Genomic DNA, 14,605 nt, shown 5'->3' with positions numbered 1-14,605 from the left:
GGGGGGGCTGCCGGGCCGGGGGGGGCGGGGGGCCCGCGGGGGGGGGGGGTGCTCCGGGGGCTGGATGATTTTCAGACTGCCCACTCTGAGGGTGGGGCGTTGAGACCGTTGGCAGTCTGAAAATCACCCGCAACGCCCCTTTCCGCACCCACCCCCTGCGCCGCCCCCTCCCGCAGCGCGTCCCTCTCGCTGGGGAGGGGGAGGGGGAGGGGGTGAGGGGGTGGGTGGGTGGGGGAGGTGGGGGAGGTGGGCGTCCCGCTCACCCGGTGGGGTGTGGGGGTGGGGGGCTGTGGGTGGGAGTGGTTTGGGGTTGCGGGCGCGCGGGCTTCGCCCTGCGTGCCCGCTGGGAGGCGGGGTGGCAGGGGGCTGGGGGAGACTGGGCGCATGCCGGAGCTGCCTGAGGTTGAGGCGCTGAGTGTCTTTCTGTCCGAGCGGTTGGTCGGGCGTGTGATCGCCCGGGTGCAGCCGGTGGCGATCAGTGCGTTGAAGACGTACGACCCGCCGGTGGCGGTGTTGGAGGGGCGGACGGTGGGGGCGGTGAGTCGGCGCGGGAAGTTCCTGGACGTCGAGGCCGAGGGGGTGCACCTGGTGGTTCACCTGGCGCGGGCCGGGTGGGTGCGGTGGAAGGACCGGATGCCCGCTGAGCCGCCGCGGCCGGGTCCGCGCAATCCGTTGGCGTTGCGGGTGCGGCTGGTGGGGGAGGGTAGGGACGGGTTCGATCTCACCGAGGCCGGGTCGAAGAAGGGGCTGGCGGTCTACGTGGTGCGGGATCCGGCCGAGGTGCCGGGGGTGGCGGGGCTCGGGCCGGATCCGCTGGATCCGGGCTTCACGTTGGCGGACTTCGCCGGGCTGTTGCGGGGGGAGCGGCGGCGGCTCAAGGGGGTGCTGCGGGACCAGCGGGTGTTGGCGGGGGTGGGCAACGCGTATTCGGACGAGGTGTTGCACGCGGCCCGGATGTCGCCGTACAAGATCGCCGGGAGTCTGTCGGAGGAGGAGGTGGCCCGGCTGTACGAGGCGTTGGGCGGGACGTTGCGGGAGGCGGTGGAGCGCTCGCGGGGGCTGGCGGCGGGGGAGCTGAAGGCGGAGAAGAAGCTCGGGTTGCGGGTGCACGGGCGGACCGGGCAGCCCTGTCCGGTGTGCGGGGACACGATTCGTGAGGTGTCCTTCGCGGACTCCTCGCTCCAGTACTGCCCGACCTGTCAGACCGGGGGCAAGCCGCTGGCGGACCGGCGGCTGTCGCGGTTGCTGAAGTGACGTTTCGGCCGGGTGGGACGGCCGCGTCCCACCCGGCCGGCGCTCGTGTCAGCGCTTGATCGCGACGCCGCCCCAGTAGTAGGCGGCCTTCGGGTCGGCCGGGGGCTCGCCGTCCGGGCGCCAGGCCAGCACCGGGGCGACGCCGGGCTCGACGAGGTCCCAGCCGTCGAAGAAGCGGACCACGTCGTCGTAGCCGCGCGGCACCAGGGTCATCCCGCCGGCCCGGGCGGCCTCGGCGACCTTGCCGACGGCCTCCGGGTCGAAGTCCGGGGTCGGGGTGGTCAGGGCGATGCAGCTGCCGGACGGGAGGGCGTCGCGCAGCGCGGCCACCCGGCCCCACGGGTCGTCCTTGTCGGCGATCAGCATCAGGACGGCGATCATCAGCAGGCCGACCGGCTGGGTGAGGTCGAGGGTGGCGGTGAGCGCCGGGTCGGCGAACAGCTCCTCGGGCTTGCGCAGGTCGGCGTGGATGTAGGTGGTGCGGCTGGCCGGGCTGGAGACCATCAGCGCGCGGGCGTGGGCGAGCACGATCGGGTCGTTGTCGACGTAGACCACCCGGGTTCCCGGGCTGACCGCCTCGGCGATCTCGTGGGTGTTCGGCGAGGTCGGGATGCCGGTGCCGAGGTCGAGGAACTGGCGGATGCCGTGCTCCTGGGCCAGGTAGCGCACGGCCCGGCCCTGGAACGCCCGGTTGGCCTTGGCCATCGCCTTGACGCTGGGGACGGCCTGCTCGATGGCCTGCCCCATGGCGCGGTCCGGCGGGAAGTTGGTCTTGCCTCCCAGCCAGTAGTCGTACACGCGCGCAGAGTGCGGGGCGGTGGTGTCGACGCCGAAACGTTCCCACTGGCTGAGCTCGGGGGAGTCGTCGCCCTGCGGGCCCTGGTGGGGGAAGTCCTGACTTGTCGTCATGGCCACGTCCTCTGATGGCAGATCATCACACTGGGGAAGGCACAGCGTAGCGGTCCGGACAGGACGCGGAGCGTCCGGTCGGGGAAGATCCGTGGAAGATCTTCGGACGCGGGGTGTGCGGGGACGGCCCTTGGGCCGTCGGAGTGGTGATCGGGTCCGTCGGAGTTGCCCCCGGGAGGGGCGGCGGCGGTCGGGGGATGCATGCACAATGCTGTCTGATCGTCAGATTACTTCGCGTAGATTGCTGCTGGTTGCGGCCGGAATGTCCCTGCTGGGGACGGCGGCCGCCGGATGCCGGAGTTACGTGGGCGGTGGGGGGAGCGGGGCCGCGGCGGGGGCGAGCGGTGCCGCCGGCCCGGCGGCTCCGGCGGGGCCCGAGGGGGCGTCGGGTGAACCGGGGGCCGCGCCCTCGTCGGCGGCGGCTTCGGGGGGTGCGCCGTCCGCGGTGGCCTCGTCGGTGCCGTCGGCCGCCGCGCAGAGTGCGGTGCCCGTGCGCCGGGTGCTCACCGAGGCGGAGAGCAAACCGGTGTACGACCTGGACCCGGAGCGGCGGGTGGTGGCGCTCACCATCGACGACGGCCCGGACCCCCGTCACACGCCGACCGTGCTGGCCCTGCTGGAGCAGTACGGGATCAGGGCGACGTTCTTCCTGATCGGCGAGAACGCGGCCGAGCACCCCGCCCTGGTGCGGGAGATCGCCGACCGCGGCCACCACATCGCCAACCACACCTGGACCCACCCGGACCTGCGGAGCCTGTCCGAGGCCAAGGTGCGGGACGAGCTGGAGCGCACCTCCGACGTGCTGCAGCGCTCCACCGGCCGGCAGCCCACCTGGTTCCGCGCGCCGGGCGGGGACTGGTCGGCGGCCTCGCTGAAGGTGGCCGCGGACCTCGGGATGCGGAACATGGCCTGGTCGGTGGACCCGCGGGACTGGGCCCGGCCCGGGACCTCGGCGATCATCGACCGGATCCTCAAGAACGTCCGGGCCGGGTCGATCGTGCTCAACCACGACGGCGGCGGGGACCGGTCGCAGACGGTGGCGGCGCTGAAGGCGTACCTGCCGGTGCTCGTCGACTCGGGGTACTACTTCACCGCTCCGCCGAACTGAGAGGTTCTCCGGTGGGTTTCCGCAGGAGGACGGGTAGCGGTTTTAACCTTTAAACCACTCGAATAGGTGGATTAGAAGAACCGTTTTTGCGGATTTTGGGCCTCTAGGGTGATCTCGCACCGATGAATCCGGGTACCGCCGAGTACCACCTGAAAGGCCCTCACTCATGCGTCTCCGCAACGCCGTGCTCGCCGCCGCCAGCGCCGTCGCCCTCGTCCTCGCCGTTCCGTTCTCCGCCAACGCCGCGGAGGGCGACTTCCTCTACAAGGTCGGCCCCGGCGTCGTCACCGGCCTGGCCGACCCGCAGAGCGCCGAGTGCATCGACCTGCCGTGGACGACCGAGGACGCTCCGGGCTTCGCGCCGGAGAACCTCACCCGCTCCACGGCCACGGTCTACCTGGACTTCGGCTGCGAGGGCGACGTCTTCTACGTCATGAACCCCGGCAAGAAGCTCGGCGACCGGCTGAAGCTGCGCTCCGTCGTCTTCTCCTGAGCGGACCGTCACCGCGGATCAGGGCGGCCCGGCGTCGGGCCGAGAACCGCCGAACGGCCCCACCGCGCTTGCTGTGGGGCCGTTCGGGTGAGTGGCGTAGCGTGACTGAAGAGGGGGCGCCGTCCCGGCCGCGGAGGAGGAAGTCATGTCCGTACGGGAACTGGACGCGGTGAAACAGGAGGCCTTCGGCGGGCGCGTGCTGGAGGTCCTCAACGACGCCTGCCTGGGACTGATGACCAGCATCGGCCACCAGACCGGCCTGTTCGACCTGATGGCCGGGCTCGACCCCTCGACCGGCGAGGAGATCGCGCGGGCCGCCGGGCTCGACGAGCGCTACGTGCGCGAGTGGCTGGGCTGCATGGTCGTCGCCGGCTTCGTGGAGTACGACCCGCAGGAGCGCACCTACCTGCTGCCGCCCGAGCACGCGGCGTCACTGACCAGGGCGGCCGGGCCGGACAACCTGGCCGGGATGATGCCCTTCGTCGGGATGATGGGCGAGGTCGAACAGGAACTGCTCGGGCACTTCCGCACCGGCGGCGGCATGCCCTACTCGGCGTACCCGCGCTTCCAGCGGCTCCAGGCCGAGGAGAGCGCCCGGGTGTACGACCTGGCGCTGGTGGACGCGATCGTGCCGCTGGTGGACGGGCTGACCGAGCGGCTGAGGGCCGGGATCGACGCGGTGGACATCGGCACCGGGCAGGGGCACGCCGTCACGGTGCTCGCCCGGGCCTTCCCGGAGAGCCGTTTCACCGGCATCGACATCTCCGCCGAGGGGATCGCCGCCGCCCGCGCGTCGGCGGCCGAACTGGGCCTGCGCAACGTCCGGTTCGAGGTCGCCGACTCGGCCGAGCTGGACGGGCGGTACGACCTGGTCACCGCCTTCGACGTGATCCACGACCTGGCCCGCCCGACCCGCACGCTGGCCGCCGTCGCGGGCGCGCTGCGGCCCGGCGGCGTCTTCCTGATGGGCGACATCGCCGCCAGCAGCGAGCTGGCGGAGAACATCGGCCACCCGCTGGCGCCCGCGCTCTACACCTTCTCGACCTTCTACTGCATGACGGTCTCGCTCGGCGAGGGCGGGGAGGGCCTCGGGACGGTCTGGGGCGAGCAGACCGCCCGGCGGATGCTGGCGGAGGCCGGGTTCCGGTCGGTCGAGGCGAAGCGGGTCGAGGGGGACGTGCTGAACCTGTACTACGTGGCGCGGCTGGACGGCGCGGCGAACGGTTGACGGGCGCGGGGAGCGGGTGACGGGCGTGGCGAACGGCTGACCGGCGCGTTCCCGGGCCGGGCGCTCCGGCGGGTGGCCCGGGCCGGACGGGCGGCGTAGGTTCGAACTGTCCGGCCCGGTCGCCGGTGCCCCGCCGTGCCCGTACGGCCGTCCGTGCCCGTGGTCGGGCGCCGCAACCTGGGCAGAGCGAAGGAGGGCCTGGGATGACCGGCAACGGCTACGCGCACCCCGAGGCGTTGGTCCGCACCGAATGGATGGCCCACCACCTGGACGACGGCACGATCCGGGTCGTCGAGGTGGACGAGGACACCGAGGCCTACGACCGGGACCACATCCCCGGCGCGGTCGGCTGGAACTGGACCACCGATCTGCACAGCCAGGTCGGCCGGGACTACATCGACCGCGACGGCGTCCAGCACCTGCTGCGGGCGGCCGGGGTCGAGGACGACACCACCGTGGTGCTCTACGGCGGCAACAACAACTGGTTCGCCGCCTACGCCTACTGGCTGTTGCGGCTGCGCGGCTTCGGGCCGGTGCGGCTGCTGGACGGCGGGCGCAAGAAGTGGGAGCTGGAGGGGCGGGAGCTCACCCCCGAGGTGATGGACTACCAGCACACCGGCTACCGGATCGGCGGGCCCGAACGGCCGGAGCTGCGGGCGCTGCGGGACGAGGTCCTGGCCAAGGCCGAGGTGTTCGCCAAGCCCGGGGCGGACGCGGTGCTGGTGGACGTCCGCTCGCCGGCCGAGTTCCGGGGCGAGCTGATCGCACCCCCGCACCTGCCGCAGGAGCAGGCGCAGGTGCCCGGGCACATCCCGGGCGCGGTCAACATCCCCTGGTCGCAGGCGGCCAACGACGACGGGTCGTTCCGCTCGGCGGAGGAGCTGCGGGAGCTGTACGGGGGGAGGGGCGTGGAGTCGGAGCGCGAGGTGATCGCGTACTGCCGGATCGGCGAGCGGTCCGCGCACACCTGGTTCGCGCTCACCGAGCTGCTCGGCTACCCGCACGTGAAGAACTACGACGGCTCGTGGACGGAGTACGGCTCGCTGGTGCGCGCGCCGGTGGTGCTCGGGGCGTGAGGGGCGGGCGCGGGTGAGGGGGTGATCGGGTGGGGCGCCGTGATGTCGGCGCGTTTCATCTCATGAACATTTCATGATCGGGGAGTGGAACAGGGACATCCGGGACAAGGATCGATCCGACCCAATCGTTCCGATGATCCCTGGAGGACCACGTGCGCAAGAGGCTGATCGTCTCCGCTGCCAGTGCCCTGAGCCTGTTCCTGGCCGTCCCCGCCTCGGCGTCCGGCTTCCAACCCGGCGCGGCCGGAGTCGGCGACTCCTACTACCCGACCTACGGCAACGGCGGGTACGACGTCTCGCACTACGACATCCGGCTGAAGTACCAGCCCGCCACGGACGAGCTGGAGGGCACCACGACCATCCTCGCCACGGCCACCCAGGACCTCTCCCGCTTCAACCTGGACTTCGCGCTGAACGTCTCGGAGGTCCGGGTCAACGGGCGGGTCGCCTCCTTCAGCACCAGTGGCGAGCAGGAGCTGGAGATCACCCCCGCCCGGCCGCTGGCCAAGGGCAGCCAGGCCACCGTCGTGGTCCGCTACAAGGGCGTGCCGTCCACCGTGAAGAAGTACGGCTTCACCGCGTGGCTGCGCACCCCCGACGGCGCGGTGGCGGCGGGCGAGCCCGAGTCGGCCTGGTGGTGGTTCCCGAGCAACGACCACCCGACCGACAAGGCCACCTACGACATCTCGGTGCTGGTACCGGACGGCAACCAGGTGATCAGCAACGGCCTGCTGGCCGGCACCAGCTCGCAGGCCGGCTGGACCCGCTACAGCTGGCGGGAGAACAAGCCGCAGGCGACGTACCTGGCCACGCTGGCGGTCGGGAAGTTCGACGTCACCAAGGACACCACGCCGAGCGGGCTGCCGGTCTACAACGCGTACAGCAAGGACCTCGGGGACAACGCCGACGCGGCCCGGGCGAGCGTCGAGCGCACCGGCGAGCTGGTGGACTGGCTCAGCGGCTACCTCGGCGAGTACCCGTTCAGCTCGGTCGGCGGCTACGTCCCCAACGTCCCGACCGGATACGCCCTGGAGACCCAGACCAGGATCTTCTACAGCCCCCGGCAGTTCGCCAAGGGCTCCAACACCTCCGTGGTCGTTCACGAGCTGGCCCACCAGTGGTACGGCGACAGCGTCTCGGTGTCCCGCTGGAGCGACATCTGGCTGAACGAGGGCTTCGCCCGCTACGCGCAGTTCCTCTGGTCCGAGCACGAGGACGAGGGCACCGCACAGGAGCTGGCCGACTACGTCTACGCCTCGCACCCGGCCGACGACCCGTTCTGGACCGTCAAGCCGGGCGACCCGGGCCCGGACAACCAGTTCTCCAGCGCCGTGTACGAGCGCGGTGCGGTGGCCGTCCAGGCGCTGCGCAACGCCGTCGGGGACGAGAAGTTCTTCCGGATCCTCAAGGGCTGGCCCACCGAGCGCCGTTACGGGAACGGCACCATCCCGGAGTTCCAGGCGTACGCCGAGAAGGTCTCGGGCCAGAAGCTCGGGGACGTGCTGAACACCTGGCTGTTCACCGCGAGCAAGCCCGCCGTGGGGCCGGTGCCGCCGGGCACCGCGGCTTCGGCTTCGGCTTCGGCTTCGCTGGCGCCGGGCGCGCGCGCGGACGCGGGCACGCTGCCGGTGGAGCCGAAGTCCTGGAAGAAGATCAAGGAGACCAACTCGCTGCACGAAGCCCACAACTGACGGAATGTCCGACCGGCTGGAGTGACGGCTTCGCGCACCGCCTGCGAAGCCGTCATTTCGGCGGGTTTCTTCTCATGAAGGTCTCACGATCGGGGAGTGGGCGAGGAACCGCCGGGACAGGGATCGATGCGACCCGATCGATTCCTGATCCCTGGAGGACCACGTGCGCAAGAGGCTGATCGTCTCCGCTGCCGGTGCCCTGAGCCTGCTCCTGGCCGTCCCCGCCTCGGCTTCCGGCTTCCAGCCGGGCGCCGACGGCCTCGGGGACCCGTACTACCCGACCCTCGGCAACGGCGGGTACCGCGTCTCGCACTACGACATCCGGCTGAAGTACCAGCCCGCCACGGACGAGCTGGAGGGCACCACGACCATCCTCGCCACGGCCACTCAGAACCTCTCCCGCTTCAACCTCGACTTCGCGCTGAAGGTCTCGGAGGTCCGCGTCAACGGGCGGGCGGCCTCCTTCACCACCAGCGGCGATCAGGAACTGGAGATCACCCCCGCCCGGCCGCTGGCCAAGGGCAGCCAGGCCACCGTGGTCGTGCGGTACAAGGACGTGCCGTCCACCGTGACGAGGTACGGCGGCTACACCGCCTGGCGCCGCACCCCGGACGGTGCGGTGGTGGCCGGCGAGCCCGTGTCGGCCGGTTGGTGGTACCCGAGCAACGACCACCCGAGCGACAAGGCGACCTTCGACGTCTCGGTGCTGGTGCCGGACGGCAACCAGGTGATCAGCAACGGGGTGCTGGCCGGCACCAGTTCGCAGGCCGGCTGGACCCGTTACAGCTGGCGGGAGAACAAGCCGCAGGCGACGTACCTGGCGACCCTCGCGATCGGCAAGTTCGACATCACCCGGGACACCACGGCGAGCGGGCTGCCGGTCTACAACGCGTACAGCAAGGACCTCGGGGGCAACGCGGCCGCCGCGCGGGCGAGCATCGAGCGCACCGGCGAGCTGGTGGACTGGCTGAGCGGCTACTTCGGCGCGTACCCGTTCAGCTCCGTCGGCGGCTACGTCGCCAACACCACGTCCAGCGGCGCCCTGGAGACCCAGACCCGGGTCTCCTACGGCCCCGGGCTGTTCGCCAAGGGTTCCAACACCTCCGTAGTCGTACACGAGTTGGCCCACCAGTGGTACGGCGACAGCGTCTCGCTCGCGCGGTGGAGCGACATCTGGCTGAACGAGGGCTTCGCCCGCTACGCGCAGTTCCTCTGGTCCGAGCACGAGGACGAGGGCACCGCGCAGGAGCTGGCCGACTACGTCTACGCCTCGCGCCCGGCCGACGACCCGTTCTGGACCGTCAAGCCGGGCGACCCGGGCGAGGAGAACCAGTTCTCCCTCGCGGTGTACGACCGCGGCGCGGTGGCCCTCCAGGCGCTGCGCAACACCGTCGGAGAGGAGAAGTTCTTCCGGATCCTGAAGGGCTGGCCCACCGAGCGACGCTACGGGAACGCCACCATCCCGGAGTTCCAGGCGTACGCCGAGAAGGTCTCGGGCCAGAAGCTCGGGGACGTGCTGAATACCTGGCTGTTCACCGCGAGCAAGCCCGCCGTCGGGCCGGTGCCGTCGGGCGCGGCGGCCGCGCTCTCGGCTTCGCCGGCGCCGGGCGCGGACGCCGGAACGCCGGCGGTGGAGCCGAAGTCCTGGAAGAAGATCCAGGAGACCAACTCGGTGCACGAGGGCGGTCGCTGACGGCAGGCCGACAGGCGGCGGGGCGGCAGCGGGGCGGGCCGGCGGTTCCGCGGCTGCGGCGGGGGCCGTCGGCCCGGCCTACGCCGCTCCCGGGCCGTCCGCCGCCAGTAGTTCGGTGAGGCGGCGGACGGCGAAGGGTATGAGCTCGCGGACCGGGACCAGCCGGCAGGGCGCTTCGCCGACCAGGACCTCGCGGATGCCCGCCTGCTCCTCGAACTCCCGCCCCACGAGCGGGAAGTGGGTGTCGTTGTCGTCCCCCACGTCCGGCGCCTCGATCCAGACCCGCTCGCCCTGGATCGCCATCGGGAAGCGGCGGAGCTTGAGCCGGCGGTTGGGTGCGAAGGTCTCGGCGTAGTGCAGGAAGGAGTTGCGGTTGTGGCCGACGCCGACCAGCAGAACGTACCCGCCGAGGTCGTGCAGCGCGCCGAACGGCGACTCCCGGCCGACGGCGAAGCCGAGCGAGCGCCGGGCGGTGACCTCCCGGGCGTGGGCGCCGACGGCCGCGACCGAGACCTGCGGGTGGGTGCTGCGCAGGGCCTCCGGCAGGGCGCGCAGTGCCTCCGCCACCGCGCCCGTGGCGGAGGGCAGCTCGGAGTGGAACAGCGGTACGGCGTCCCGGAGTTCGGCGACCTCGGGATCGGGCGGGCCGCTGTGCCCGGGGGCGGGGTCGCGGACGGTGTCGGAGGTGAAGGTGGGCGCCGCGACGGTGCCGCCGGGGCCGACCGCCTCGCGCAGGCCGGCCACCACGGCCGCCGCGCCGCCCTCGACCCGGCCGAGGCTGGAGAGCGAGGAGTGCACGATCAGCGCCATGCCCTCCCGGACGCCCACCCGGTGCCAGCCCTCGACGAGATCGGCGGTGGTGAGCGGGCCGGTGCCCGGTGCGGTCATGGTGCCCCCTGGTGACGGTGGTGCTGTTCGTGTCGGGATGGTTCGGGGCCGACCATAGCGGGTGGGACTGACAATCGGTCAGGACGGGGGTGCGGTCCGCCGGTCCGTGACCGTGCCCACGGCCTGGCTCACGGCCGGGCGGCCGGCCGCAGGCGCGGGTAGTCGGTGTAGCCGGTGGCCTCCTGGCCGTAGAGGTGGGTGGGGTCGACGGGGGCGAGCGGGGCGTCGGCGGCGAACCGTTCCGGCAGGTCGGGGTTGGCGATGAAGGCGCGGCCGTAGGAGACCAGGTCGGCCAGGCCGGCGCCGAGCACCGCCTCGCCGCGCTCGCGGTCGGTGGCGGCGCGGTTCTCGCCGACGTTGCCGATCAGCGGGCCGGACCAGCGCGGTCGCAGGTCGGCCAGGGCCGGGTAGTCGTCGTTGTCGGTGAGGTGGAGGTAGGCCAGGCCGAGGGCGTCGAGTTCGGCGAGCAGCGCGCGGTAGACCGGTGCGGGGTCGGCCTCGTGCATGCCGAACTGCGGGTTGCCGGGGGACAGCCGCAGGCCCAGGCGGTCGGCACCGACGGCCCCGGCGACGGCGGTGACCAGCTCGACCGGGAAGCGCAGGCGGTCGGCGAGGGTGCGCGGGCCGTACTCGTCGGTGCGCAGGTTGGTGTTGTCGGCCAGGAACTGGTGGATCAGGTAGGAGTTGGCGCCGTGCAGTTCGACGGCGTCGAAGCCGGCGTCGAGGGCCAGACGGGCGGAGGCGACGTGCTCGGCGACGGTGCGGTGGATCTCCTCGCGGGTCATGGCGCGCGGGGTGACGGCCTCGGCCTTGCCGCCGTCCCTGGTGTGCACCGGCCCCGGGGCCGGGACGGCGGAGGGGCCGGCCGGGACGTCGCCGAGCAGCCGGTTGAGCGGGTGCCCCTGGCGCCCGCCGTGCATCAGCTGGGCGACGATCCGGCCGCCGGCGGCGTGCACGGCCTCGGTCACCGCGCGCCAGCCGGCCACGTGCGCGGGCGTCTCCAGGCCGGGCAGGCGCCAGCCGGACTGGCCCTGCCGGCTGGGCCAGATGCCCTCGCTGACGATCAGGCCGGCGCTCGCGCGCTGGGCGTAGTACTCGGCGACGACGGGCAGCGGCGTACCGTCCTCGGCGGCCCGGTACCGCGTCATCGGGGCCATGACGACGCGGTTCGGCAGGTCGAGCCGGCCGAGGCGGTACGGGGTGAGCAGGGATGCGGTGGCGGTGGTGGTCATGCCGGTACGGTAGAACTTGACATCGGTGTCAGGTTCAAGCGAGCTCAGCGGGCGCGGGCGCGGGCGCGATCCCGGGGTTCGAGCCGGCCTCGGTGAGGATCAACTCCTCGATGCCGTAGAGGAACCGCTCCATCGCGGACCGCGGGAGCAGGAACGGGTCCGCCGTCATGGCCAGGCTCAGCGCCTCCGCGGACTGCAGGGCGTCCAGGGCGAAGGTCAGGCCGGGGCGTGGTTCGAACTCCACCGGCCAGGTGAGCGTGGTCCGGTCCGCGCCGGGGTCGGCCGCGGCCGGGAGCAGCTCCCGGGTGTCGTTGAACACGCAGGACCGGTCGGCCAGTCGGACCCCCTCGCCGGTCAGCCGCTCGATCTCGGCGGCCAGCGCCAGCTTGTCGTAGTACGCGTGGCGGTAGGTGCCGATCGCCGCGGCGTGGGTCCGGCGCACCACCTCGCCGAACTCGCCCGTGGCGTCCGGAAGACGGAACAGGCCGTCGCCCGCGACCACGCTCGCCGCGTCGGTCAGTTCGGGCAGGAAGCGGTTGTTGACCACGACGTTCAGCACGGCCTCGGTCGTGCCGGCGAGCCGGGCGGTCATCGCCGCCGTCGCGGCGAGCAGCACCGAGCCCGTGCTGACCCGGTGCCGGGCGGCCACCTGCTCGACGGCCCGGGGCAGGGCGGGGGAGCGGAGCACCGCGTTCGGGAACCGGGCGGGCTGCCCGCCGGCCGGCGGGAAGAGCCGGGCCGGGCCCAGCCGGAGCTTGCGCACGAACTGCCCGCGGGCCGCCGCATCGCGCCGCAGGCCCCGGTCGGAGTTCTGGAACTCCGCCTCCTCCAGCGGCTGTCGGGTGGACCGGCGCGGCTCCCTCAGCTCCTCCAGGGTGGCGCCGAGGCAGAGCGCGGTCAGGTCGGCGACCAGCCGGCTCATTCCGGAGCCGTCCACCGCGGTGTGCGAGAGCACCAGGCTGACGTGCCGGACCAGCCCGTCCGCCGTCACCGCGCCGATCCGGACCGGCCACTGGGTGGCGGTGTCGAAGGCCTGTGCCGCCAGCTCCTCGTGTAGCAGAGCGCCGGGCCCGGCCGGGTCCTGGTGCTCCCCGGCGGCCACCAGGTGGATGCCCAAGGTGCCTTCGCCGTCCACGATTTGGCGGAGGTCGCCGGTCCCGTCCGGGAGCAGCCGGGTGTGCAGCGAGTCGTGCAGGTGCAGCAGTCGCTCCAGCGCGGTCAGCAGGACCGGCAGCGGCAGCCCCGGGTCCAGCGGCGCCGCGGTGGCGATGTTGTAGCGCGGCGCGTCGGCCGGCGGCAGCTGCCGCACGGCGTCCCAGATGGCCCGTTGGCCCCAGGTGGCCGGGCCGGATCCGGTCCGGCCGGACGAGAACGGGATCTCCAGCAGTTGGCGAATGGTCACCGATCGGCTCTCCGTGGTGCGGTGGTCGTTGAGTCGTGCCGGTGCGTTGGGAGCGCGGGTGCTGCTGGGGAGAGTGTGGCGCACCGTCCGCCGCGCGTCGAGGGCTGTGCCGCCGTCGCCGCCGCGGGTGGTCGGGCGCTGCCGGCGTTCTCGGGGGTTCGCAAGTCTCTTGATATGAAGTATCTTGATGTCGAGATTGATGCCGATCGTGCGACGGGGGACTGCCATGCGGGGAAACGGACTGATAGCGCAGCTGCGGCGGCCGCCGGGCGGGCGGGACGCGCGGATCATGCTGCTGGCGCAGTGCGTCGACCGGACCGGCACGGGCGTCTGGGCGGCGGCCTCGGTGCTCTACTTCACCTACGTGTGCGGGATGGACGCGCGGCAGCTGGGCCTGCTGCTCGGGGTGGGGGCGGTGGCCGGGATCGCCGGATCCCCGCTGGCCGGGCGGGCGGCCGAACGGATGCCGGTGCGGTGGCTGCTGATCGGCTGCCACCTGCTGAGGCTGGGGGCGATGGGGCTGCTCCTGGTGGTCGACGACTTCGCCGCGCTGCTGCCCGTGGTGGCCCTGATCTGCCTGGCCGAGCGGGCCGCCAAGACGCTGGAGATGCTGTTCGCGACCCGGGTGGCGGGCGAGCGGCGGGCCACCTACCAGGCGCTGTTCCGCAGTGTGGCCAACGCCGGGTACGCGCTCGGCGCGGGCGTCGCCGCGATCGGACTGGCGGTGGGGACCACGGGTGCCTACCGGGTGCTGATCGCGGCCAACGGGCTGTCCTACGTGCTGGCCGCCGCGCTGGTCTGGCGCACCCGGGAACCGTCCGGGCGCGGCCTGGTCGCGGCGAAGGCCGGCGACGCGCCCGGCGACGGGCCCGCCGGGGCGCCGTCCGCCGTGCCGAGCCCCTGGCGCGACCGCGGCTACCTGCGGTTCGTCCTGCTGGACATGCCGTTGAACCTGGACGACTCGATCCTCAACGTCGGGCTGCCGCTCTGGCTGGTCCACCACACCGGCGCGCCGCACGCCGTCGTCCCGGTCTTCCTGGTGCTCAACACGGTGCTCGTGGTGCTGCTCCAACTGCGGGTCTCGGCCTGGGCGGAGGGGGCGCTCGGGGCGGCCGCCGCGGTGCGCTGGTACGGGGTGACGGTGCTGGGCGGCTGCCTGCTGATCGTGCTCGCCACCGGCGCCGGGCCGGTCGTGGCCTCGGTCGCGCTGCTGGCCGCGGCGATCCTGATCACCCTGGCGGAACTGCTGCGGTCGGTCAGCTCCTGGGAGCTGGCGGTGGTGCTGGCCCCGCCGGGCGCCCGGGCCTCGTACCTGGGGGTCGCCGGGATGTCCCAGTCGGTGCAGAAGTCGGTGGGGCCGCTGCTGCTGACCGGGGTGGTGATGGCGGCCGGGCCGCTCGGCTGGCTCGGGCTCGGCGCGGCGACCGTCGGCCTCGGCGCGCTCCAGCGCCGGGCCAGCCTGCGGCGGCTGGCGACGCTGGGCGGAGCGACCGGGGAGGTCGAAGAGGCCAAGGAAGCCCAGGAGGCCAAGGAGGCCAAGGGCGCCGAGGGCGTCGCGGTCGAGCCGGCGAGGCCGGCCACGGCGTCGGCATCGTCGTCGGCCACGGTGGGCTGAGGCGCTCCGGCGCCCG

The 14,605-nt window shown here is 72.9% G+C and carries 12 protein-coding genes; 8 read left to right on the top strand and 4 right to left on the bottom strand.

Translation table 11 applies throughout. From position 1 onward, the window contains the following. The first annotated feature begins 384 nt into the window (after nucleotides 1-384). Complete coding sequence (locus ACFWP2_RS38250; protein WP_380460501.1) at nucleotides 385-1,254, top strand: Fpg/Nei family DNA glycosylase; 870 nt, start codon at nucleotides 385-387, stop codon at nucleotides 1,252-1,254. A 48-nt stretch (nucleotides 1,255-1,302) separates the two neighbouring features. Here the strand turns inward: ACFWP2_RS38250 and ACFWP2_RS38245 are convergent, their stop codons facing one another. Further along, nucleotides 1,303-2,163, bottom strand: a complete 861-nt coding sequence (locus tag ACFWP2_RS38245; protein ID WP_380460499.1) for an SAM-dependent methyltransferase — start codon at nucleotides 2,161-2,163, stop codon at nucleotides 1,303-1,305. A 445-nt stretch (nucleotides 2,164-2,608) separates the two neighbouring features. On the opposite strand from ACFWP2_RS38245, the gene ACFWP2_RS38240 reads away from it, so the two are divergent. The 6 genes from ACFWP2_RS38240 to ACFWP2_RS38215 all read left to right on the top strand — a co-directional run bounded on the left by ACFWP2_RS38240 (nucleotide 2,609) and on the right by ACFWP2_RS38215 (nucleotide 9,452). Then, on the top strand, nucleotides 2,609-3,271 hold the full coding sequence (locus ACFWP2_RS38240; protein WP_380460497.1) for a polysaccharide deacetylase family protein: 663 nt from the start codon (nucleotides 2,609-2,611) through the stop codon (nucleotides 3,269-3,271). 166 nt (nucleotides 3,272-3,437) lie between these two features. Beyond that, the gene (locus tag ACFWP2_RS38235; protein ID WP_380460495.1) at nucleotides 3,438-3,764 is read left to right on the top strand and encodes a hypothetical protein; all 327 of its coding nucleotides are present in this window, start codon (nucleotides 3,438-3,440) and stop codon (nucleotides 3,762-3,764) included. Between the two features lie 145 nt (nucleotides 3,765-3,909). Next, on the top strand, nucleotides 3,910-4,992 hold the full coding sequence (locus tag ACFWP2_RS38230) for a class I SAM-dependent methyltransferase (protein WP_380460493.1): 1,083 nt from the start codon (nucleotides 3,910-3,912) through the stop codon (nucleotides 4,990-4,992). A gap of 203 nt (nucleotides 4,993-5,195) precedes the next feature. Continuing rightward, nucleotides 5,196-6,068, top strand: coding sequence for a sulfurtransferase (locus tag ACFWP2_RS38225; protein ID WP_380460491.1), 873 nt, complete (start codon nucleotides 5,196-5,198; stop codon nucleotides 6,066-6,068). A 152-nt stretch (nucleotides 6,069-6,220) separates the two neighbouring features. After that, entirely contained in the window at nucleotides 6,221-7,759 is a 1,539-nt protein-coding gene (locus ACFWP2_RS38220) for a M1 family metallopeptidase (protein ID WP_380460489.1), read from the top strand. Nucleotides 7,760-7,922: 163 nt separating this feature from the next. Beyond that, the gene (locus ACFWP2_RS38215; protein ID WP_380460487.1) at nucleotides 7,923-9,452 is read left to right on the top strand and encodes a M1 family metallopeptidase; all 1,530 of its coding nucleotides are present in this window, start codon (nucleotides 7,923-7,925) and stop codon (nucleotides 9,450-9,452) included. A 78-nt stretch (nucleotides 9,453-9,530) separates the two neighbouring features. Here the strand turns inward: ACFWP2_RS38215 and ACFWP2_RS38210 are convergent, their stop codons facing one another. The 3 genes from ACFWP2_RS38210 to ACFWP2_RS38200 all read right to left on the bottom strand — a co-directional run bounded on the left by ACFWP2_RS38210 (nucleotide 9,531) and on the right by ACFWP2_RS38200 (nucleotide 12,974). Then, nucleotides 9,531-10,340, bottom strand: coding sequence for an aminoglycoside N(3)-acetyltransferase (locus tag ACFWP2_RS38210; RefSeq protein ID WP_380460485.1), 810 nt, complete (start codon nucleotides 10,338-10,340; stop codon nucleotides 9,531-9,533). 128 nt (nucleotides 10,341-10,468) lie between these two features. After that, on the bottom strand, nucleotides 10,469-11,572 hold the full coding sequence (locus ACFWP2_RS38205) for an alkene reductase (RefSeq protein ID WP_380460483.1): 1,104 nt from the start codon (nucleotides 11,570-11,572) through the stop codon (nucleotides 10,469-10,471). 34 nt (nucleotides 11,573-11,606) lie between these two features. Continuing rightward, complete coding sequence (locus ACFWP2_RS38200) at nucleotides 11,607-12,974, bottom strand: condensation domain-containing protein (protein ID WP_380460481.1); 1,368 nt, start codon at nucleotides 12,972-12,974, stop codon at nucleotides 11,607-11,609. A 226-nt stretch (nucleotides 12,975-13,200) separates the two neighbouring features. On the opposite strand from ACFWP2_RS38200, the gene ACFWP2_RS38195 reads away from it, so the two are divergent. Continuing rightward, nucleotides 13,201-14,589 carry an MFS transporter gene (locus ACFWP2_RS38195; RefSeq protein WP_380460479.1) on the top strand — a complete coding sequence of 463 codons (1,389 nt, stop codon included), beginning with the start codon at nucleotides 13,201-13,203 and terminating at the stop codon, nucleotides 14,587-14,589. The last annotated feature ends 16 nt before the right edge of the window (nucleotides 14,590-14,605 follow it).

Source organism: Kitasatospora sp. NPDC058444, assembly GCF_042721415.1.
Classification (GTDB): Bacteria; Actinomycetota; Actinomycetes; order Streptomycetales; family Streptomycetaceae; genus Kitasatospora.
Note: the sequence above shows the minus strand (reverse complement) of the source record. Positions and strands in the feature narration are given on the sequence as shown.